A 21,420-nucleotide genomic window follows, 5' to 3' on the forward strand; every position below is an offset into this window, starting at 1 on the left:
GCCGCTCGCGACAAAGCGGTGAGCGAGCCGGCTGATCTGACGTTCGCACAGTCCGAGTCGTTCAGCGGCCTGCACCATGGTCAGCCGATGCTCACAGACGGCCTCGATCACTTTGATACGTTCGAGTTCGTGCATAGTCGCCGTGATGAAACCACGCTCGTTCATGGTGAGCCCCGAATAGACGCGTCATCGTCAGCGTGCGCCTCGCAGGGCAAAACCCGACATTTCTAATGAGCCCAAACCCGACATTACTAAAAAGCGCTGACATCTAAATCTTCCTCTAATTTGTGTTATGTAAAATATAACGCATCCCGACATTGCATCTGATCGGCCGATCCCTCAACCACCGCAGCCTTAGTCCCGCACAACATCGAAACCGAAAAGCCGCCGAGGCGTTTCCCACTGAACCTGTCGCCTGATCTGCGCATCCGGCATCATTCTTTCAAACAGCGTCAGCAACGGGCCATAGTCAAGCCGCTCAGGCGCTCTCAGGAACGGCCAGTCCGAGCCCCACACACAGTGCTGCGGCCCGAAGACCCGAAGTAATGTATGCACGTATCGCCAGGCGTCCTCGTAGGGATAAGCTTCGCGGGAAAACTTCTGCCAGCCGGAAAGCTTGACCGTCGTGCGCCCATTGTCTGCAAGACGCAGAAGCGCATCGAATCCAGCTTGCTCGACACCGGCTTCTGCGCGAGGCCGCCCGCAGTGATCGATCGCGAGCGTGGTTGCCTGCTTGTCGAGCCAAGGCTGAAGCGCGACCATTTGATCTTCGGCGACCTGGACCTGAGCGACCATGCCGAGATCCGCAAGCATGCGAAAGAGCGCGCCGGCACCGAGCACCGCATCGACGCCCTCCATCGCCGGATTGAACGCGACGCCCACCACACCCGCACGATTCAGGGAAACGAGCGCGTCCCGCGTCATGTCGTTATCGACGACCGCGATGCCGCGAAAGCGGCCTTCATACCGCGCGATGGCATCGAGGAGACAGCGGTTGTCCGTGCGATATCCGCTGGTGGGTCCGACCAGCAATGCGTGCCTCACGCCATACGCATCCAGTACCTGCACGAACTGCGCGGCCGTGCCGATTTCCTGGCCTTCAGGGCGGTAGACGGTGTCGTCGCGATAGGGAAAGCGCAGTGGATCGAATATATGGCAATGACAATCGATCTTGTCGTCTTCGAAAACGCTCATTCAGATGCTCCAGTGAGGGTCGTCAGTTTTCCGGCGCCGGATAGCGGTTAGCTCCTGCTCAGGAACAACTCCGCCACGACCGGGCGAAGCCAGCGGTTACCCGCTTCGTGATGATATTTCGCATGCCAATGTTGTCGCACCGCGAACTTGTCGACCGGAAAGGGACATGCATGGACCGCAACGTCATTCACCCGTGCCAGTGTCTCGCCGATGTTTCGCGGCAACGTAGCGATGAGGTCCGTCGACTTGACGATCGATCCAGGTCCGAGCATGCCTGGCAGTTCCAGCACGACGTCGCGCTCGATGGCCTCGCAACAAGGCTTGTTTCAGCAACTGCGCGCCCGTGCCGGCTGCGATGATCACATGCCCTTCATTGCAATATTGCTTGAGCGTCAGTCTGGCGCGCACGCGGGGATGGTGCGGATTCGCGAGGCATACCCAATCCTGCATATAGCGCTGTTGCTGGTACATGCCGCCTCCAAGCCAAGGCACGTGTCCTATCGCAAGGTCGGCTTCGCCGGATTCGAGCGCCCGCTCCGTATTCCCGTCGATCCTCGCCGCTTCCAGCCGGATGTCCGGGGCCTGAGAACGTACGTGCGCCAGCAGACGTGGAAGCAGCGTGATGTGGCTGGCGTCCGTCATGTAGATCCGAAAGCGCCGCTTGGCCGTGGCGGATCGAAGGAAATCTCCCAGGCTGCAAACCGGCGCAGCGACTCCAGTATTTCCCTGCACGGTCCGATCAAAGCATCCGCCTGAGGCGTGGGCGTCATGCCGCCCGGCGTGCGGACGAACAGCGGGTCCTGCAGATGCTCACGCAGACGCGCGAGCCATATGCTCACCGAGGGCTGGCTCTGGCCGAGCTGTCCTACTGCCCGGGTGACGCTTCGCACGTCATACAGCAGGTCGGACAGCTGCAGCAGTTTGAGGTCAGGGAGTTCGGAGAGGTTCATCGATCTATTGCCTGTCGCAATAGCCTCATTTTAACCATTGCATTGCGTGCGTGGGTTCAGCCTCGTATCTTGAAGCCGGTTGGGTTACCCACGCGCTCTCTACGCTCTCCTCACTCGCTCTTCACATTTCAAAACCGCCCGGAGACACGCATGATCACTGGCAGTACAGCCATCATTGCCCACATCGGCTTTCCAACGCATTCATTCAAGGCGCCGATGATCTACAACCCCTGGTTCGATCACGCCGGCATAGACGTTGTTGTCGTTCCGATGGGTTGCAAGCCCGAGCCCTTCCCTGCCTTCCTGAAATCGGTCTTCACGCTCGATAACATCCATGGCGCGCTGATCACGATGCCGCACAAGATCACCACCGCCGGCCTCCTCGACGAAGTCACGCCTGCCGTGAAAATCGCCGGTTCGTGCAACGCCGTGCGCCGCGCTGAAGATGGGCGTCTGGTCGGAGATAGGTTCGATGGCGAAGGCTTTGTGCGCGGCGCCCGACGCAAAGGCTGCAAGCTCGAAGGTGCGCGGGGTACTGGTGGTCGGCGCGGGCGGCGTGGGCTCGGCGATCGCCGCATCGCTTGCCGCAGCGGGGATCGCATCGCTTGCGCTTTACGATGCCCGTCCGGAATCCGCGCAAGGGTTGAGCGACCGTCTGGCCGCGCACTATCCGCGACTCGAACTGAGCACGGGCAGCAACGATCCGTCGGGCTACGATCTTGTCGTCAATGCCACGCCGATGGGCATGAACGACGGCGATCCGCTTCCTGTGGATGTTGCACGAATCTCGCCCGATACATTCGTCGGCGAAGTCGTCATGAAGACCGAGATGACGGCCTTTCTCAAAGCGGTTCAGGCACGCGGCTGCCGTTTTCAAACAGGCTCGGACATGTTGTTCGAGCAGATTCCTGCGTACCTTGAGCTCTTCGGCTTGGCGAGTACGACAGCAAGCGCTCCCGTCCGCTGCCCTGTCGCGTCTTTCTGGAAAATATTTTCTCGCTGCTCTTCCCGCAACGGGAAAGCTTCCTCTATAATTCGCGCCTTCTGTAGGCTCGTAGCTCAGTTGGTTAGAGCACCACCTTGACATGGTGGGGGTCGTTGGTTCGAATCCAATCGAGCCTACCAACGACATTCTGAAAAAAGCACCGCCACGATTTTCATCGTGGCGGTGCTTTTTTGTTGTCGCGTAGGCGATGCACGCGACGTCAATCGTTCATCAGTCCCAGCAGTTCCGGAACGCCACCGCGACGATCACCGGCACGGTGAGCACCAGCGGAATGGCAAAGTACTGGACTTCGAGATCGACGATCCACGTATAGATCAGCCACGCCACGCCGAGCGCAAGCGTAGCCAGGCCGACGAGCGCCGTGAGCACGTTGAGCATGCGATGCGAGATCTTGCGGGAGCTTTCCTTGCCCGAGTGAGTGTCCATGGCAGCGGGCGCGTTGAGGCGCGATAAGAGACGCATCAATTTTAACCCGCCCTGCCCGCTGCCGTATCCGTTGCTGTCGTGGCTCGCCGCTCAGATATGAAAGAGTTGCGCCACGAGCGCTGCGCCGAGAAACGTCCCGGCGTTCGCCACGAACGACACCAGCACGATGCGCCAGCCAAGCCTTCTGAACGCCGGAATGTCCTTGGCGATCGACAGGCCCGCGAAGGTCAGCATGGGCGTGGTCACGCCGAGGAAATCGTTCTGCGCGCTGAGCGTCGCGATTTGCGCGCCCCACGGGCACCACGGCGACGTCAAAAACATCGCGACGATCGACACCCAGCACACCGCCGGAATCTTGCGGCCCGTGGCCTGCGCGACGGCATCGCCGACGATCGTCGCCAGCACCATGATCGCCATTCCCGGCAGGGCTTGCAGCGGCGTCGTGCCGTGCGTGATCCAGTCGGCGACGAGCGCCATCACCGCCGTCACGCCCCACGCGAGCAGCTTGCCGCCATAGCCGAGTTCAGGCGCGCTGGTCTTCACTTCACCCAGTTGCGGCGCTGTCGTGACCGCCTCGCTGGCGTCGGAGGCTTTTGTCTTGCGGCCGATCAGCGGTTCGAGCAGGCGGTAGCCAAAGATCGCCATCGGCAGCGAGATGAAGAGCGTGAAATAGGTGCCGATGGTCGTGGTGATCAGATTGCTGGCCGCCGCGAAGGTCAGCACCGACTTGGCCGTTTCCGGGTCCTGTTGCGCGGCGATCGCGCCGGATGCAGCGGCCATCATGCTGCCGGACCCGACACCCGATCCCATGGCGAGCGCGAGCGGATGAAAGATATGCAAGCTGGCGACGAAGCCCGCGAAGATCGCGATGAATAACGCGCCGAACACCGTGCCGGTCAGGTATTCGGCGAGCACGCCGCGCCCTTCTGCGGAATCCATGCCGTATTTCTCGCCGATGATGGCCAGGCTCGGCTCGCGTCCCACGGAGAAGGTCGCGCCGATCGCCTCGCGCTTGATGCCGAGCAGCAGCGCGAGCGGCAGGCCCAGCAGGATCGTGCCGACGAAATGCCCGAGTTCCTGGAACGCCAGCGCCCAGCCGGCTGCGGCAAGCTTCGGCAACGCGCTGCCCACCATGAGACCGAGCTTGGCGACGAACAGCAATAGCGCGGGCTGGAGAATCGCCGCTGCGTAGAACTGGCTGCGCACGTCGAGACGCGCCTCGCTGTTCCAGCGTTCGGAGACGAGTCCGAGCGCGGCGCCGAGGAGAAGCGCCCAGATCATCGGCAGCAGGATGACCTTGCCCGGACCGATCTTGAACGTGAACGAACCAATGAACTCGGCGATCAGCAGGATCACCGCCGCATAGAAAAACAGCTTCGCGGTCCTCAGGCCACTGCCTTGTGCGCTTTCCGCGCTCATTGTGCTTTGCATGCGCTTCTCCCGTGTGCGTCGTCGTTCATATTGGCCCGTGCCGTTTGCACGGCACGGGCTGCAAGGTCACAGATAGCCGAAGGTCGTGGCCGGTTCCTTCGCGGTTTCCACCCATACGCTCTTGGTCTGCGTGTATTCGTAGAGCGCCTCGACGCCGCTCGACCGGCCATACCCCGAGAGCCCATAGCCGCCAAACGGCGACGCCACGTTGATGGTCTTGTAGCCGTTGACCCAGAAGGTGCCGGCATCGACCTGTCCCGCCACGCGGTGCGCGCGCCCGACATCGCGAGTCCATACCGCGCCCGCCAGGCCGAACTCGGTGTCGTTGGCGATCGCGACGGCTTCCTCTTCCGTATCGAACGGAATGGCCGCGACCACCGGCCCGAAGATCTCCATGCGCGCGACCTCCATGTCGTTCGTGACGCCGGCCAGCACCGTCGGCGGCACGAAATAGCCCGCCTCCGAACGTTCGATCGTGCCCGCCGCGAGCGTCGCGCCCGCGCTGACGCCCTTGTCGATCATCGACATCACGTGATCGTACTGCTTGCGGTTGTTGATGGGACCGACTTCAGTGGCGTCGTCCAGCGGTGCGCCGACCTTGATCTGCTTCGCACCCGCCGCGACCATCGCGACGAACTCGTCATACACGGTGCGTTGCACCAGCAGTCGCGAGCCCGCCACGCAGCTCTGCCCGGCTCCCGCGAAAATCGCGGCCTGTGCGGTCAGCGCGGCGCGCTTGAGATCGGCGTCCGCAAAAATGATGTTGGCCGATTTGCCGCCCAGTTCCAGCACGCACGGCAGCACCCGTTTCGCCGCGGCTTCCGCGATGCGCGCGCCCGTCGCCGGCGAGCCGACGAACACGACCTTCTTCACCACCTTGTGGGCGATCGCCGCCTGCGCCACCGTGTGACCGAGCCCCGCGAGCACGTTAATGAGCCCCTTCGGCGCCCCGCCGCGCTCCGCCAGCAGGCCCACCACGAGCGAGGTGAACGGCGTCAGTTCGGAGGGCTTCAACAGTACCGCATTGCCCATCGAGATGGCGGGCGCGACCTGCCAGCCGCACGTGAACACCGGCGCATTCCAGGGCGTGATCTGCAGCACCGTGCCGGCGGGCTCGCGACGCGTGTAGTTGAGATGCGAGGTCGGCACCGGGATGACGTCGCCATGGAACTTGTCGGCCCAGCCGCCGTAGTACTCGAACATCTCGGCAACCTTCGCCACTTCGCCCCGGCAATCGCGGATCGGCTTGCCCGAGCCCAGCGATTCGAGCCGCGCGATAGCCTCGGCTTCCTTCCTGATTTCGCGCGCGATCTCGAACATCACTCGGCCGCGCGCGGCATGGGTGAGCGCCCACCATTGCTTCTGCGCGCGTGCTGCGGCGGACGCCGCTTGTTCGACCACGGCCGCGCCGCCATCGCGATAAGCAAGGCTCGGCTTGCCGGTGGCGGCGTCATGAAGCTGGATGTTCTCGCCCGCGCCTTCGATCAGTTCGCCGCCCACATAAGAGCCGATGGTCTTCGCGTTCGGGAAGAAATGCGCGAAGGCCGCGAGAAGTTGTTCTGCTGCGTTGTGTTCCATGTCCGTCAAGTCCCCTTACTTCGATTCGATGAACTGCACGATGCGATTGAAGTCCTCGGCGTCGCCGATGCTCGCCTCACTGGCCGCCCACAGCCGCCCCGCTTCCTTCGCGATGGGCGCGTCTTCATGAACGTTGTCGAGCAGCGCCATGGCGAGGCGCACGTCCTTGCGCATGAGCTTCATTGTGAAGCCGGAGTCGAACTTGTCGTTGAAGATCCAGGTGGGATAGTTGGTGAGCGTCGCGCTGTTGCGTCCCGAGCCGCCGTTGAGCGCTTCCACCAGTTTCTCCGGATCGACGCCCGCGCCCTGCGCCGCGCGCACGGCCTCGCTGGCGGCGAGCAGATGCACGCCGGTCAGCATGTTGTTGATGATCTTGGTCACGTGGCCCGCGCCCACCGGCCCGACATGCACGCGCTTCGCGCTGATGACGGCGAGGATCGGTTCGACGGCCGCGACGTCCGCGTCCGAGCCGCCGAGCACCATGGTCATGGTCGCGGTCGCGGCGCCTTTCGGGCCGCCGCTCACGGGCGCATCGACGAAGCCAATCCGGCATTCCGCGAGCGCCGCCGCCACCTTGCGGGTGCTGTCGGGATCGGCGGTGGTCGTATCCACGACGATCAGGCCGGCCTTGCCGCTCGACGCCACGCCGCCCTTCCCGAGCACCACCTCCTCGACGATCGCGGAGGTTGGCAGCGAGAGGATCAGCACGTCGGCCTCGCTCGCGATGGCGGCGATCGAGTCGCGCGCCTCCACGCCATCCGCTTCCAGCGCGGCGGCCGCGCCGGGCGCCGCATCGAAACCGAGCACGCGATACCCGCCGCGCGCCGCCGAGCGCGCCATGCCGCGCCCCATGTTGCCGAGTCCGATCACACCTACCGTCTTCATCCGCGAAACCCTCCGTCCGATGCGCGGCGCCTGGCGAGGCAGCCCTCTGCCCGCCGCGCCGCGCGTTGTGCATGGATGCCATGATCCGCCCGGCAAGACGTATAACCAATCAACGCCAATATTGGATGTGTTCTAATTTTTAGAACGTTACTTGCGGCGCAAGCGCGCTGAAGCCCTGGATGCCATGACAGACAATCTCACCGACAGCCGCATCGTCTATTTCTTCGAAGCGGTCCGCTGCGGCACGATCCGCGCGGCGGCCGATTACCTCAACGTCGCGCCATCGGCGGTGAGCCGCCAGATCGGCCTGCTGGAAAAGGAGCTGGACGCCGCGTTGGTCGAACGCCATGCGCGCGGCGTGAAGCCAACCGAGGCCGGCCAGTGCGTGATCGAATATTTCCGGGAACAACTCGCGCACCGCGACGATTTGCTCTCGCGACTCCAGGAATTGCGCGGCCTGCGCACGGGGCATGTGAACATCGTGCTTGGCGAGGGCTTCGTCTCGGACCTGCTGTCGGGGCCGATGCCGCGCTTTTGCAAGCAGCATCCCGGCATCAACGTGAATCTCGATCTCGGCGGCACCAACGACGTAATCCGCAAGATCTCCGAGGACGAGGGCGAGATCGGGCTCGTCTACAATCCGCCGCAGGAACCGAAGCTGGTGTCGCGCGCGATCAAGCGCCAGCCGATGATGGCGATCGTCGGCGCCCGCTTTCCACGGCGCGATCGCAAGTCGCTGAGCGTGCAGGAACTCGCGCAATTTCCGCTGGCCGTCACGCATGCGTCCTACGGCACGCGCCAGATGTTGCAGGCGGTCGAATATGCGGAGAAGCTCCGTCTCGATCCGGTGGTGACCACGAACTCCATCGCCATTCTCAAGCAGTTCGTGAAGTCGGGACTCGGCATTACCGTGCTGCCCGCCTTTGCCGTGACGAGCGAGATGGAAGCGGGCGACCTGTTTGCCATCGACATTCCTCACCCCATACTCGCCGATGCGGAAGCGCATCTCGTCACGCGCACCGGACGCAGGCTTTCAGTGGCGTCCAACAAGATGTTGCAGCTCATGACGGCGCATATGCGCGCGTTTCGCTAGCCTCGTTCACTTTAATCAGGGAGAACTTCGCATGATCGACGATACCGACAAGCGCCATTTGCTTCGCTGCATTGATCTGGCGCAGGAAGCGCTCGACGCAGGCGACGAACCGTTCGGCTCGATGCTCGTGGCAGCCGATGGCCGCGTGCTGTTCGAGGACCGCAATCGCGTGAGCGGCGGCGATCACACGCGTCATCCGGAATTCGCCATTGCACGCTGGGCCGCTGAAAACCTGCCTGAAGCGCAGCGGCGTGACACGGTGGTGTACACCTCCGGCGAACATTGCCCGATGTGTTCGGCGGCGCACGCGTGGGTCGGCCTGGGGCGCATCGTCTATGCGGCGTCGGCGGAACAGTTCACGCGCTGGCGCGCGGAACTGGGCGCGGCGCCCGGCCGTGTGCGTCCCCTGGCGATCCAGGACGTGATCGGCGACACCGCCGTCGATGGACCCGTGGAGGCCTTCGCCGAACGTGTGAAGGCATTGCACGTGGCGAGCTATGAAAGGAGCACGGGTCAGCAGTAGATCGCCATCGGGATGCCGGATGCATCGGCGTCCGGCGGGTCGGGAAAGCGCAGCGCCTGGCCCACCGCGATACGGCGCGCGCTCCACAGCACGGCGAAGGCGTCGAGCACATCGTCCCGCGATGCCTGCGCGGGCCGTCTTGCGGCCAGCGCGGCATCGATGGCGCTGCCGAAGCATTTGACCAGCAATGCATGACGCAGCGCGAATCCGGGCGCGTGCGCCTTGCTTTCGCGCAAACCGTGCCTCGGGCCGCCATGCTCCATCGCCAGATGCATGAAGCTCAACTCCGGATGAACTTCGAAGAGGCGCGAGCGCGCGGCGGCATGGCGGTGCAGGAGCGCATCGACTTCAGCGATCTTCTTGCCGATATGAAAGGCCTGAATGGAAATGCGCTTGCCGGACTCGGCCTGGTTGATCGCACAGGCTTCCTCGTGAGTTCGTGCCGACAGTGCCGCGCGTGTCGGCGGTGCAAATACCGAACTGGCACGCGGACGTCCTAGCAATGTGCGCGCATGTCTGTCGCAGGCGCGTGTGCCATTGGCCGACAGACCCACGGGGATATCCACCGCAACAATTGCGTGCTCGTGTTCCCAGTCGAGAAGAAGGTCGAGGCGATCGATCACACAGGTCGAGAGTTCGCCGGTGCTCGCATGCTGCCGCGCGACGAACCATCCCCCCTTGCAGCCGTCGATGCCAAAGAGATCGATATTCATGCCGTGATCGTAGCAAGTGCGGATCTTCATGCGCATCTGTGCGGCTCAGCGCGGACGCCCCGGACGTCGCTTGCTATACATGGACAGCAAAGACGAAACGAACAGGAGAGGCGTCATGTCTGCTCAGCCCGGCCGCACGGCACGCGATGAAATCGACCCGGTCCGCAAGCTGTTCCGCCAGGCCATGGCGCATCTCGGCGCGGCCGTGAACGTCATCACCACGGCCGGCACGCATGGACGCTGCGGTATTACGGCAAGCGCGGTGTGTTCGGTCACCGATGCGCCGCCCACCTTGCTGGTCTGCATCAACCGGTCGAGTTCGATGCATGCGGCCTTCGCAGGCAATCGACACGTGTGTGTGAATGTATTGCCCGGTCACTTCGAGGAAATGGCCCGGCACTTTGCCGGCCTCACCCGGCTATCGATGGAAGAACGCTTTTCGCTGCCGGTGTGGGATGAAGGCGCGCACGGTGTACCCGTCTTGCGCGATGCGCTTGCGAGCCTGCAAGGCAGGATTGTCGAGGCCAAGGAAGTCGGTTCTCATTCGGTGATGTTCGTCGAAACGACAACCATCCGCGTGCGCGGCGACGGCGATAGCCTGATTTATTTCGATCGCAATTTTCATCGCGTACCGCGTGGATGCACTGCGCTGTGATTCAATGCCGGCATGCGCCTTCCAATTAAATGATTACCGTATTTGCTTTGTACGCTTCCCATTGCTTGCTTCCCTTGGGTGTTAAACACCGTAACGATACGTAATGAATTGTGAGGTATTCGGGATGCCTTCGGCTGAAGCGTTGCAGCACTGTCGGGGCGCCGACGCGAATGGGCATGCAAACGGAATCGATCGGAATTGTTGCTGTATTCCGCAAAGAGAAACAAAACACAGTGTGGGCGGGCCGCCATGGCAAGGGCTTGGCAGTATGGCTTCGGAACTGGGATCCGATAACCTTGAAGCGCCGGATCATCATGCGGGCCTTGTGCTGCCGGCCTTTTGTCAAGCACGTGCCTGCTGTCTGAAAGCCGACGGCCAGCGGCTTGTCGCGTCTTATATTCGCTTCACGCGCCTTGAGCCGCGCAAACCCGCCGCGAAGTACGGAATGCAAAAAAAATGCAGCGAGTTGGCCTGCCAAAAGATTTAACAAGCCCACTTCTTATATCTTTAAATGATTCTTTTCATGCGCTCGAAGTCTATTGCCTCTAGCGTATGGCGCATGCGCATGGCATAGTTCGAAAATACAAATCGATAGAGGAAAGTCCATGCCAACGCTCGAAAACATTCAGGCACGTATCGAGGCGCTGCAGGCGAAGGCCGAATCGCTACTTGCCACGCAATCGGAAAGCGCGCTGCAAAAGATTCATGATCTGATGGCGCGCCATAATCTGACAATTTCGGACATCGAGAAATTCACGGGTTCGCGAAAGAAATCGGGACGCGCAGCTTCGTCTCGCAAAGCCTCGGTCGTGGCTTATCAAGACCCAAAGACGGGCGCTACCTGGAGCGGACGAGGCCGTGCGCCGGCCTGGATCGCCAAGGCGCGGGACCGCAGCAAGTTTGCGGTAGGAAGCGCTGCGTCGGGCGCGAGCAAGACCAAAAAGCGCGCGGCCACGAAGACGAAGAGCAGCGCCAATGGCAAGGGGCAACCGCGCGGCCCGCAACCCGCGCTTTATCGGGATCCGGAAAGTGGCGCTACATGGAGCGGCCGCGGCCGGGCGCCTGCATGGCTGGCATCCGCCGAAGACCGCACGCCGTTTCTTCTCGCCTGAGCAGCGGCTCCGCAGCGGCATGGTTTGGAGACGGCGGAGTTCAATCGCGGATTTCCGTTGATTATTCGGCCGTCTCTTTTCTCAATGGCTCACTCTCGAGTGGCCAATCAGTACGTCACTGCTTCCCCGTTCCTTGAGTGCGCGGATCGAAGTCGAATTCCACACGTATGCCGCCAGGCTCATAAATCATCATGTGCCGTTTCGGTCCGGCGCCGAGCATTTCAGGTGGAAACTCCACGACGACCCCCGGCCACGCGGAGACGCGTTCGAGAATCTCGTTGAATGCCGATTCATTGGCAGCCCGCAATGCAATATGGTGAAGTCCCACATTCTTGCGGCGATCAAAGGCCACCGGCGTCTCTTCCTTGGCTTGCCATAGCGTCACCAGCAGGCTGCCATCCGAGACGAATACCGCCGGGTAATCGGGCTTCTCGCCCGCGACGGTCCAGCCAAGACATTCAACGAAGAAATCGCGCGTCGTCTCGAGATGGCGCGCGGTCAGTCCGATGTGATCAATCCCCATTGTTAGCGTCATCGCTTCCTCCGGATGATCGGGATGAGACTGGCGTCTCGCTCATGAGCGCCTTGCCTCATTGCCCCGAATAGACCTGTGAGTCAATCAAGTGAAGGCCATCAAGGCCCGGCTGATGCTCAGGCCAGTGTCAACGTGACGTCGATGTTATTGCGCGTCGCATTGGAATAAGGACACACGATATGCGCCTTGTCGATCAACGCCTGAGCGGCGCCGCGATCCATGCCGGGCAGCGAGATCTTCAGTTCCACTTCAATGCCGAAGCCATTCGGGATCTGACCGATGCCGACGTTCCCGTCGACAGCCAGGTCCTTCGGCAAATCAATCTTGTCGCGCGCGGCGACGAACTTCATCGCGCCGATGAAGCATGCGCTGTAGCCGGCGGCAAACAACTGCTCGGGATTGGTGCCGTCTCCACCGCCTCCGCCGAGTTCCTTCGGCGTCGTCAGGCGCAGATCCAGATCATTTTCAGGGATGTTGGCGCGTCCATCGCGGCCGCCGGTGACATGAGCATGGGCGCGGTATAGAACCTTTTCGATCGACATCATCAGACTCCTGGGTTGGGAACGAATCGAGCCTCGCGCACGATGCAAACGCGCGAGCTTCGCCGAGAGGGATCTCGATGGAACAGGAACACCGCCGCGTGCGGCGGGTTCCGCTATGGAAGGATACGCAAGACGCGCGAAGCTCGCTCAAGCTTCGCGCGGTAGAGGAAGTCGAAGAAGAAAAGAACGATCAGGAATCAGAGCACGACGGGCTCTCGCCGGGGAAACATCGCATCCGCGACGGTCGCCCTCGTTTCCTTGACGACGCTCTCGCACAGCGTCACCACCTGGCTCGAACCGCTCGGCATGAAGAGCGAGTGATCGGCATCGGAGAACACCGCCATGCGCACGGACGGGAAGCGCGACAGGCGCGCGCCACCCTTGCCGAAGTTTGCGGCGATCAGGTCCATGCCTGCATCGTAGGCGCCGTAGATGAGCACCGTCTTCACATGCCGGGCATCCAGCGCGCGAATCATCGGGCCAGGCTCGGTCGCGAGTTCGGGAGGCGTTTGGGTGAGGCGGTCGAGCCGCAGTACATCGACGACCCGTGAGCGTACGCGCGTCATCATATAGCCCGACACGAAACGCAGTACCCGCTTCAGATCTTTTTCACCGCGCAGGATAGCTTTCCATTTCTGCGGATCGAGCATCGAGAACGCATAACCTGCCATCGAGTTGCGCGTCGACTGGCGCAAGGCATCGGGCGCGATATCGGCGGGCTTCTTGAAAGTCGGCAAATTCACCGTGACCACGCCGGTGATCGAGTCCTCGATCAACGCGGCCTTCAACGCGTGATAGGCGCCCGAGCACACGCCGAACGAGAAGATCGACTTGTATCCCTGACGCGAAAGCCAGCGCGCGGCGGCGGCGGTGTCGTCGGTCGCAACCGAGTTATAGATGCGGCCAAATGCCGTATCCGATTGCACGATGCCCGAGGCTGCCGGACTATCGCCGCGGCCACGCGCGTCGAAGCGCAACGAGGCCACGCCGCGGCGCGCGAGTTCGCGTGCGATGCGTACGGAAAGCCGGCTGTCGCCCACTCGCGAGCTGGCCGACGTATTGGCGATCAGGAACACCGAGCCGCGCGAAAGGCCAGTGCGCGGCTCGCACAGCACCCCGAAAAGCCCTTCCTCGCCGATGCAAACCGGACGCTCGATCGCTTCCGAGGTTTCGATCGTCAGGTCGGGCCACGCTTCCTGCGGCATCACGGCTTCAGGCGGCGTGCCCTGCTCTTGCGCGGCGTCGCGGGCCATCCACTGCACCGCTTCTTCGAAGGCTGCGCGGGGCAGCGCATTGAAGGCCGTTTCCTGGATGAAGCCAAGCAGATCTTCGAACGGCGTCACCTCCGCCTCGACGCCGCGTTCCGCGAGCGCATCGCGCAACGGGTCCTTGCCGCCCGCCCGCACATTCATGATGAGCGCGCGTCGCGCGGGCGCGGCGGCAGCACGCTTCACGCTGGCGACGAGATCGATCTGTTCGAGCGAGCGCTTGAATTCAGCGCTATAGACCTGGCCCAGCACGTTGAGCGGTTCGGCGGACTGCTGCATCTCGCGCAACGGCGGCGCAAGCTGATCCAGCCAGGTCTTGCGCACGATGTTGAGCTCACGCATATAGATGCGCCCGCTCGACACCGGCGCGAGCAACACCAGTTCGTCCACTGGCTTGCGCAGGGCCGCCTCGAGCGCGAATGCCGCGCCGACGCGAAAGCCGCACAAGGTCAGGTGATCGATACCCGTGGTTTCCTTGAACCAGTCGATGGCCGCTTCGACGTCGTCGACGGACGAAGCGAACTGGTCGGGCGCACCATCGGCGCCTGCCGAATCGCCGGTTCCCCGATAGTCGAAGCGCAGTACCCACAGGCCGCGCGCGGACAAGGCATCGGCAAGATGCCGCATGCCGCTGTATGTCCATACGTATTCGTGGCCGTATGTATTGCAAAGCAGCACGCCGCGCGTGCCCGTCCCTGCATGCAGCCATCCGAAGCGATTCCCGAATACAACCGGTCTCATTAGATCTTTTCCTCGTCTCTGGTGGCGCGCAATTCGGCTAGTCATGTCTCCTGCCGGCAAGTCTCGCCTTGACATGTCAGGCCGTCAACGTCCCGGCGCACACAACCGTGGAGGTGCTTGTGCGCAATCGACGTTCCCGGATGCGAAAATGGCCCGCTGACTTTTGAACCGGACTACAGGTCATCCAGGAGTGCCATCTCATGGATTCCTTCGGTTTTAGGTGTCGCGGGTTCGCGAGGTATTGAGACGATTATATGAATCGCTCCCGCCATCACGACATTCGGTCCGCAAATTGTGCCCAAAGAAGCTATCAAATGGCGCTTAACGCGGGGGCTTGTGTTTGGCAGCGCTCATTCACGCGCGAACGACAGTAAGCGTTTCGATGCCTGGCTTTCGAATGGGTTTCATCGTCAGGCAATCCATGGCGGGAGGTATGGGACAACCGCGAGCGTCATCATGACATCGGCTTGTGAAATCATGGTAAACACTGAACGAAACTGAGGGCCCGATAAGGGCATCCGCGGATACGCGAAAGGATGAAGGAATGCATCACCGCTCGCGTCGCGCAAGCGGCATATGGGCGCCTTGATCAACGGGCTGTCAAACACGATCTGCATTGAAGCATGGGGCTTGCGCCCAGGCGAATGTCACACGCGGCTCAGGCCGCTTGCCGCCCCCGCTCTTCGCCGATGAGGCGTGCATGCGCATACACCCGGTCTCGTTCACCGGCCACGAGCGTGCGCTTGTGCGCGAGCGTTTGCCGATGATATTTCGGGTCGCCCATCAACTGTACGTATTCGCTGTGACGATGGCGCAAGTAGCGCTGAAAGAACTCCGCGCCGGGCAAGCCGCTGTCCAGCGCCATCAACACGCCATAGTCGATCTCGCGCACGTCGCCCAAAGTCTTGATGGCCGATTCGAGCGCCGCATAGCGTTGCGCCAGCGGAATGCTTCGTTCGCAAAGCGCATGAAAGCGCTGATAAGGCAGCACGTGTCCGTGCGCTGCACAACGCCATAAAGTTTTCGCGAGCCGTTGACTGAGTTCCGTTTCCACGTTTCCTCCCGCTGGTTGAGCGGATCGTATGCGTGCGACAACTCCACCCTCATCCGGAACTGCAATGACGATGACCGACTGCCTGGAAATCACCTGCAACGTCAGGAGATACGCGCGACATTCGACATCCAAGCGAGCCCTGCTTTGCGCATATCGCCAAGAAGCCGTGCTGATGTGTAGCGTGTTGTGTAATGCCGGTGATGCTTGAACGTAAGCGTCGCCCGCTATGCGGCTCGTGATGCGCCGATAAGATATGCGCCGCTTTTTACCACCGGCTTTCCGAACCAGAAACAGTTCAAGCAATAGTTAAAGCGAACGATCGACGATGCGAAACATGCTTTGCGCAGAGCGACGCTGCGCGCTGGAACCCAGCCTGGGATGGAGAACTTTCCATGGACGCTGTTGTGTGACCGCTGTTGTGTGGCATGCGGGGCTGCGGTCCGCGTCCTGCAACTCGCTTACATGCTAGCAAACATACAGCGGGAAACCAAGGAGAGTTTTCCGCATGGCGACGCACGCTTCCCCTATTGACTCATCGTCAAGAGCGACATGCCACCTCGAATGCCATTCACGTTGTCCACTACACCACGGGCCTTAAAAGCGTAAGCCGGAAAATGCAATGCGCCGTCCATGCATTTTTTAAGACTGGTTTAAGGCGAGAAGACTAAAACGTCTCTTGTGGGGCAAGCAAGCAGTCGTCTCGGTTCATCGAGAGAAGCAAGCCGCGCAACACGTCTGAGCAGCACGTCCACGCGGATGGTCCGACCGGGCACCGCTTCATGCGCATCCCAACGGCGCTGCAAGCGAGGTGACGACCATCCCATTCAGCCCGGCAGTCACATGCCGGGTTTTTTTTATGCCGGCCGCGCGGGTGCCGCGTCTTCCCGCATGCGCGCGCTGGCCGCAGGCAGATCGAAGCGAAACGTGGTCCCGTGTGGACCGGTGTCGATCAGCCGGATCTGGCTGTCATTGAGTTGCAGCATGCGTTGCACGATCAGCAGGCCCAGACCGCCCCGATGCGTTCCGCCCGACGTGAATGGCCGCTGGAACAGCGCATCGCGCATGGTGGGGGGAATGCCCGGTCCGGTGTCGCTGACCGTGATGCAGACGCGTCCGCTCGTCTCATCCGCGTGGCCGACTGTAACGTCTACCGCGCCTTGCGGCGGCGTGTGACGGATCGCGTTGTCGAGCAGATTCGTAAGCACCCGTTCGATCATGCCGAGATCGCCCATGACGCTGGGGACGCGCGGCGCGAGGTGCGCATTCAGTTGCACGCCGCGCGACTGAGCGGGCAACTCGAACTTTTCGAACACGTCCTGCAAGAGATCCGGCAGCGAAAAGACTTCACGTTCGAGCGCGACCATGCCGTGTTCGAGCCGCGCCAGTTCAAACAGCGACTGCGCGAGATGACCGACCTTCGTGCTTTGCGCCAGTGCGATGGACAAATAACGGCGGCGCTCGGCGGCGGCAAGCGATTCCGATTTGAGCGTCAGCGTTTCCAGATAGCCATGCAGCGACGCGAGCGGCGTGCGCAGGTCATGCGAGATATTCGCGACCATCTCGCGGCGTTCGCGATCCTGCCGTCCCAGCTCGCGCCATTGCTCGCCGATGCGCGCCGCCATTTGCGCGAACGCGCTTTCCAGCACGACGATCTCGTCGCGTTCGTCTTCGCGTGCACCGCGCTTGTCTGCCGTTACCGCCGCCGGCAACGTCGCAAGCGTCGGCTCGCCGGGCGCCGCGCTCGCGTCGAAGCGGCGCATCGCTTCGGTCAGACGCCGCAACGGCCGCGTCACGAGCCCGAACGCCACCACGCCGGCAACCAGCCCGAGCAGCGTGACGAGCCCCATCGACGCAAGCGTGGTACGCAGCACCGCACTCGCCGACGCCTTCGCGGCTAGCGCATCGTGCTGTTCGCCGAGCAGCACCACATACACGTAACCGAACGGCGGCTGCCCGGCCGCGCCCAGCGGCGCCGCACTGAAGACCTTGCGCTTGTCGGCGCTGCGCGGATCGTCGCCGAGAATGGGCAACGCGTCGCCCTTCAGGAAGCGTTCGATGGGCGCGAGATCGATACGTTCGCGTCTCAGATGCCCCGGCGGCGCATCGTCGGCGCGGATACGGCCCGTGTTGTCCAGCAGATAGACTTCGACGCTCGGGTTCACCACCATCAACTGGCTGAAGAGACGGCGCACCGCGGGAGCGTCGATATCCTTCGCGTCCGCCAGTGCGCCATCGCGCGCCACGTGTGTGGCGAGACCACGCGACAGGCTCTGGATGACTTCCTTCTCGCGCAGGTCGCTTGCCCGGATCTGCAACCACGCCGATGCGCCGCAGCATGCCAGCAGCAGCACGCAGAACACCGCAAAAAGCCGTTGCGACAGCGTCAGCTTCACGATGCGGCCCCCGGCTCGCCGGCGCTCTGTACCGCAAGCTTGTAACCGTGTCCCCACACGGTGAGGATGCGCTGGGGATCGGCCGCGTCGCGCTCCACCTTTGCGCGCAGCCGGTTGATGTGAGTGTTGACGGTATGCTCATAACCTTCATGCCGATAACCCCACACGGCATTGAGCAGGTCCATGCGCGAAAACACCTTGCCCGGATGGCGCACGAAATGATGCAGCAGATCGAATTCGCGCGGCGTGAGTTCGATGCGCGCGCCATCGACCCAGGCTTCGCGCGCGAGCGGATCCATCGCGATGCCGGCGGCCTCGATGCGCCCTGCTTCGAGCCGCGAGTCCTTCGCGACGGCATCGACGCGACGCAGCAGCGCCTTCACGCGCGCCACGAGTTCCAGCACGGAAAAAGGTTTGGCGAGATAGTCGTCCGCGCCGAGTTCGAGGCCCAGGATGCGATGCACTTCGCTCGACCGCGCGCTCGTGATGATGATCGGCGTATAGCGCGTCATCGCGCGTGCGCGCCGGCAGATCTCGAGGCCATCGACGCCCGGCAGCATCAGGTCCAGGATCAGTGCGTCCCAGCCGCCCTGTTCGAGCAGCCGCAAGCCTTCGGCGCCGTCGGCGGAATGCACGACTTCATAGCGTTCGTCGCGCAGGTTGAGACTCAGCACGTCGGCGATATGCATGTCGTCTTCGACGATCAGAATGCGTTTCGGTTGGTCCATGGGCAAAGGTGCGTGGCGGCGGAGCGGCGGAGCGGCAATGGCGCATGACGATGAGACGCGCCCTGCCGTCATTGTGCAGAAATGCGCGCGGCCAAGTTATCACATTTAATTTAACTTTCGGTGAGGACTCGGGGATGCACGCGCGTCTAGGATGAGGCCATTCCAGTCCACGACCAGGATCACGCCATGCCGACTCGCCGCCGCTTTCTTCTGACCGGCACCGCGGCCGCCGCCTCAGTGCTCGCGCTGTCGGGCCGCTTCCGCGCCCTCGCCGGCACGCCGCCGCAGGGTGCGATGCAGGCTTTGCCGCCGGAGCGCTTCGAGATCGTCCATAGCGACGACGAATGGCGCCGCGTGCTGAACCCTGCGCAATTCGACGTGCTGCGCCGCGAGGGCACCGAGCGCCCCTACACCAGCCCGCTGAACGACGAGCATCGCGCAGGCACCTTCAGTTGCGCCGGATGCCGGCTTGCGGTGTTTTCGTCGCGGACCAAGTTCGAGAGCCACACCGGCTGGCCGAGCTTCTGGGCGCCGCTCGACCACGCGGTCGCCACGCGTCAGGACGGCTCGTTCGGCGTGTTGCGCACCGAGGTGCATTGCCGGCGCTGTGGCGGCCATCTGGGCCACGTGTTCGACGACGGCCCCAAGCCCACCGGTCTGCGCTATTGCATGAACGGCGTGGCGATGTCCTTCACTCCCGGCGCCGCCTGACGCGCTGCTACCCAAAACCTTTCTACGCGAGCTCATCATGTTGCTGATCGTGTTGGCCTATCTCGGCGGCGCGCTGACGATTCTCAGCCCGTGCATCCTGCCGGTTCTTCCCTTCGTGTTCGCGCGGGCGGATCAGTCCTTCGTGCGTAGCGGGCTGCCCCTGCTCGCCGGCATGGGCCTGACATTTGCGGGCGTCGCGACGCTCGCCGCCGTGGGCGGCGGCTGGGTCACGCAGGCGAACCAGTATGGCCGCTGGGCCGCCATTGCGTTGCTCGCCGTGTTCGGCCTGACGCTGCTGCTGCCGCGCTTCGCCGACCGCGTGATGCATCCGCTGGTCACGTTGGGCAACCGTCTGACGGCCTACGCCGAGCATGGCGACGGCAAGCCTGGCATCGGCGGCTCGGTGCTGCTCGGCATCGCGACGGGCCTGCTGTGGGCGCCCTGTGCCGGCCCGATCCTCGGCCTCGTGCTGACCGGCGCGGCGCTGCATGGCGCGAGCGTTGGCACGACCTTGCTGCTGCTCGCCTATGCGGCCGGCGCGGCGACCTCGCTGGCGGTCGCGCTGCTGATCGGCGGACGGGTGTTCGCGGCCATGAAGCGCTCGCTCGGCGCCGGCGAATGGGTGCGGCGCGGGCTCGGCGCGGCCATGCTGCTCGGCGTGGTCGCGATCGGGCTCGGCCTCGATACCGGCGCGCTCGCGCGAGTGTCGACCGTGGCCACCGCGGGCATCGAACAGCAGCTCGTCGACAGGTTCTCCAAGGGCAATGGCGCCATGATGATGTCGGCCCAAAAGCCTGCGCCCGTGCAGAAACAGGACGCGGGCGAAGCACCCCAAGCGATGATGCGCGCCGGCACGGGCATGCAGAAAACCGCGGCATCGGACTTGCCGGTAGAAGGCGTGCTGCCCTCGCTGGATGGCGCGGTGCAGTGGCTCAATTCGCCGCCGCTGACGCGTGAAGCGCTGCGGGGCAAGGTGGTGCTCGTCGATGTATGGACGTATTCGTGCATCAATTGCCTGCGCACGCTGCCGTATCTGAAGACGTGGGCGCAGAAGTATCGCGACCAGGGACTGGTGGTGATCGGCGTGCATGCACCGGAGTTCGCGTTCGAGCGCAATATCGACAACGTGAAGAAGGCGACGCACGATCTCGGCATCGACTATCCGGTGGCTATCGACAACAACTACGCGATCTGGCGTGCGCTGGACAATCAGTATTGGCCGGCCCATTACTTCGTCGATGCCAACGGCAACATCCGTTATCACCATTTCGGCGAGGGCAATTACGCGGAGTCCGAGCACGTCATTCAGGAGTTGCTCGCTGAAGCGGGACATGGCGCGCCGCCGTCCGCTGCCATGAAGGCGGCCCCGCAGCGGGACGCCGCCACCGGCCAGGGCGCGATGATGCAGGCCGACAACGCGGACATGCGCTCACCGGAGACTTATATCGGTTACGAACGGGCCGCGCAGTTCATGTCGCCCGGCGGACAGACGCCGGACCGCCTGCACGATTACGCCGCACCCAAGGCACTCGACACCAACGACTGGGGCCTCGGCGGCGCCTGGAAGGTGGGCGCGGAGCATGCCACGCTGGAGGGCGCGTCGGGGCGCATCGTCTACCGGTTCCATGCGCGCGACCTGCATCTCGTGCTCGGGCCGTCGAAGGACGGCAAGCCGGTGCGGTTTCGCGTGAGCATCGACGGCGCGGCGCCGGGCGCATCGCACGGCAGCGACATCCAGGCCGACGGCAGTGGTACGGTGAAGGAACAACGCCTGTACCAGCTCGTGCGGCAGACCGGTCCGGTTGCGGATCGCACGTTCACTATCGAATTTCTCGATCCGGGCGTCGAAGCTTACGCGTTCACGTTCGGTTGATTCCCGCAT

At 63.0% G+C, this 21,420-nt stretch carries 20 protein-coding genes, 1 tRNA gene and 2 pseudogenes; 9 read left to right on the forward strand and 14 right to left on the reverse strand.

Annotation, left to right across the window (positions count from 1 at the left end):
• The 3 genes and pseudogenes from QCE63_RS29265 to QCE63_RS29275 all read right to left on the reverse strand — a co-directional run.
• Positions 1-165: helix-turn-helix domain-containing protein (locus QCE63_RS29265; RefSeq protein ID WP_309839314.1), on the reverse strand; the 165-nt coding region annotated here is incomplete at its 3' end.
• 189 nt (positions 166-354) lie between these two features.
• A complete protein-coding gene (locus QCE63_RS29270; RefSeq protein WP_309838025.1) occupies positions 355-1,194 on the reverse strand; it encodes an amidohydrolase family protein in 840 nt (279 codons plus the stop codon).
• A 47-nt stretch (positions 1,195-1,241) separates the two neighbouring features.
• A pseudogene (locus tag QCE63_RS29275) lies at positions 1,242-2,144 on the reverse strand (LysR family transcriptional regulator).
• A 150-nt stretch (positions 2,145-2,294) separates the two neighbouring features.
• Between QCE63_RS29275 and QCE63_RS29280 the strand changes: the two are divergent.
• Together QCE63_RS29280 and QCE63_RS29285 are read left to right on the forward strand one after the other, a co-directional pair.
• Positions 2,295-3,093: pseudogene (locus tag QCE63_RS29280) on the forward strand (shikimate dehydrogenase family protein); the annotation flags it as partial.
• A gap of 99 nt (positions 3,094-3,192) precedes the next feature.
• Positions 3,193-3,269 (forward strand) — tRNA-Val (locus tag QCE63_RS29285).
• Between the two features lie 91 nt (positions 3,270-3,360).
• On the opposite strand, the gene QCE63_RS29290 is transcribed toward QCE63_RS29285, so the two are convergent.
• The 4 genes from QCE63_RS29290 to QCE63_RS29305 form a co-directional block, all read right to left on the reverse strand.
• The gene (locus tag QCE63_RS29290; RefSeq protein ID WP_309838026.1) at positions 3,361-3,576 is read right to left on the reverse strand and encodes a hypothetical protein; all 216 of its coding nucleotides are present in this window, start codon (positions 3,574-3,576) and stop codon (positions 3,361-3,363) included.
• 90 nt (positions 3,577-3,666) lie between these two features.
• Complete coding sequence (locus QCE63_RS29295) at positions 3,667-5,007, reverse strand: DUF3100 domain-containing protein (protein ID WP_309838027.1); 1,341 nt, start codon at positions 5,005-5,007, stop codon at positions 3,667-3,669.
• 66 nt (positions 5,008-5,073) lie between these two features.
• Complete coding sequence (locus tag QCE63_RS29300; RefSeq protein WP_309838028.1) at positions 5,074-6,585, reverse strand: aldehyde dehydrogenase family protein; 1,512 nt, start codon at positions 6,583-6,585, stop codon at positions 5,074-5,076.
• Between the two features lie 15 nt (positions 6,586-6,600).
• Positions 6,601-7,470 carry an NAD(P)-dependent oxidoreductase gene (locus tag QCE63_RS29305; protein ID WP_309838029.1) on the reverse strand — a complete coding sequence of 290 codons (870 nt, stop codon included), beginning with the start codon at positions 7,468-7,470 and terminating at the stop codon, positions 6,601-6,603.
• A 184-nt stretch (positions 7,471-7,654) separates the two neighbouring features.
• Between QCE63_RS29305 and QCE63_RS29310 the strand changes: the two genes are divergently transcribed.
• Both QCE63_RS29310 and QCE63_RS29315 read left to right on the forward strand, forming a co-directional pair.
• Positions 7,655-8,563, forward strand: a complete 909-nt coding sequence (locus QCE63_RS29310; protein WP_309838030.1) for a LysR family transcriptional regulator — start codon at positions 7,655-7,657, stop codon at positions 8,561-8,563.
• A 31-nt stretch (positions 8,564-8,594) separates the two neighbouring features.
• Positions 8,595-9,086 carry a nucleoside deaminase gene (locus QCE63_RS29315; protein ID WP_309838031.1) on the forward strand — a complete coding sequence of 164 codons (492 nt, stop codon included), beginning with the start codon at positions 8,595-8,597 and terminating at the stop codon, positions 9,084-9,086.
• On the opposite strand, the gene QCE63_RS29320 is transcribed toward QCE63_RS29315, so the two are convergent.
• Positions 9,077-9,829 carry a DUF429 domain-containing protein gene (locus QCE63_RS29320; protein WP_309838032.1) on the reverse strand — a complete coding sequence of 251 codons (753 nt, stop codon included), beginning with the start codon at positions 9,827-9,829 and terminating at the stop codon, positions 9,077-9,079. The genes QCE63_RS29315 and QCE63_RS29320 overlap by 10 nt on opposite strands.
• Before the next feature lie 85 nt (positions 9,830-9,914).
• On the opposite strand from QCE63_RS29320, the gene hpaC reads away from it, so the two are divergent.
• From hpaC to QCE63_RS29335, 3 genes are all read left to right on the forward strand, one after another.
• Positions 9,915-10,454 (forward strand): 4-hydroxyphenylacetate 3-monooxygenase, reductase component, encoded by a 540-nt coding sequence (gene hpaC, locus QCE63_RS29325; protein WP_309838033.1) that lies wholly within the window; start codon positions 9,915-9,917, stop codon positions 10,452-10,454.
• A gap of 268 nt (positions 10,455-10,722) precedes the next feature.
• The gene (locus QCE63_RS29330; protein WP_309838034.1) at positions 10,723-10,941 is read left to right on the forward strand and encodes a hypothetical protein; all 219 of its coding nucleotides are present in this window, start codon (positions 10,723-10,725) and stop codon (positions 10,939-10,941) included.
• Between the two features lie 118 nt (positions 10,942-11,059).
• The gene (locus QCE63_RS29335) at positions 11,060-11,566 is read left to right on the forward strand and encodes an H-NS family nucleoid-associated regulatory protein (protein WP_309838035.1); all 507 of its coding nucleotides are present in this window, start codon (positions 11,060-11,062) and stop codon (positions 11,564-11,566) included.
• Positions 11,567-11,681: 115 nt separating this feature from the next.
• Here QCE63_RS29335 and QCE63_RS29340 read toward each other — a convergent pair whose 3' ends face one another.
• The 6 genes from QCE63_RS29340 to QCE63_RS29365 all read right to left on the reverse strand — a co-directional run bounded on the left by QCE63_RS29340 (position 11,682) and on the right by QCE63_RS29365 (position 18,827).
• Positions 11,682-12,101 (reverse strand): VOC family protein, encoded by a 420-nt coding sequence (locus QCE63_RS29340; RefSeq protein WP_309838036.1) that lies wholly within the window; start codon positions 12,099-12,101, stop codon positions 11,682-11,684.
• Positions 12,102-12,217: 116 nt separating this feature from the next.
• The gene (locus tag QCE63_RS29345; RefSeq protein WP_309839316.1) at positions 12,218-12,643 is read right to left on the reverse strand and encodes an organic hydroperoxide resistance protein; all 426 of its coding nucleotides are present in this window, start codon (positions 12,641-12,643) and stop codon (positions 12,218-12,220) included.
• 197 nt (positions 12,644-12,840) lie between these two features.
• Complete coding sequence (locus QCE63_RS29350; RefSeq protein ID WP_309838037.1) at positions 12,841-14,652, reverse strand: alpha/beta fold hydrolase; 1,812 nt, start codon at positions 14,650-14,652, stop codon at positions 12,841-12,843.
• 658 nt (positions 14,653-15,310) lie between these two features.
• Positions 15,311-16,009, reverse strand: coding sequence for a hypothetical protein (locus QCE63_RS29355; protein WP_309838038.1), 699 nt, complete (start codon positions 16,007-16,009; stop codon positions 15,311-15,313).
• A 551-nt stretch (positions 16,010-16,560) separates the two neighbouring features.
• Complete coding sequence (locus QCE63_RS29360) at positions 16,561-18,099, reverse strand: HAMP domain-containing sensor histidine kinase (RefSeq protein ID WP_309838039.1); 1,539 nt, start codon at positions 18,097-18,099, stop codon at positions 16,561-16,563.
• Complete coding sequence (locus QCE63_RS29365; RefSeq protein ID WP_309838040.1) at positions 18,096-18,827, reverse strand: response regulator transcription factor; 732 nt, start codon at positions 18,825-18,827, stop codon at positions 18,096-18,098. The genes QCE63_RS29360 and QCE63_RS29365 overlap by 4 nt, the downstream gene beginning before the upstream one ends.
• Before the next feature lie 186 nt (positions 18,828-19,013).
• Here QCE63_RS29365 and msrB point away from each other — a divergent pair, with 186 nt between their 5' ends.
• Positions 19,014-19,538 carry a peptide-methionine (R)-S-oxide reductase MsrB gene (gene msrB / locus QCE63_RS29370; RefSeq protein WP_309838041.1) on the forward strand — a complete coding sequence of 175 codons (525 nt, stop codon included), beginning with the start codon at positions 19,014-19,016 and terminating at the stop codon, positions 19,536-19,538.
• A gap of 37 nt (positions 19,539-19,575) precedes the next feature.
• The gene (locus QCE63_RS29375) at positions 19,576-21,411 is read left to right on the forward strand and encodes a cytochrome c biogenesis protein DipZ (RefSeq protein WP_309838042.1); all 1,836 of its coding nucleotides are present in this window, start codon (positions 19,576-19,578) and stop codon (positions 21,409-21,411) included.
• Positions 21,412-21,420 lie beyond the last annotated feature (9 nt).

This window comes from Caballeronia sp. LZ065, assembly GCF_031450975.1.
GTDB lineage: Bacteria > Pseudomonadota > Gammaproteobacteria > Burkholderiales > Burkholderiaceae > Caballeronia.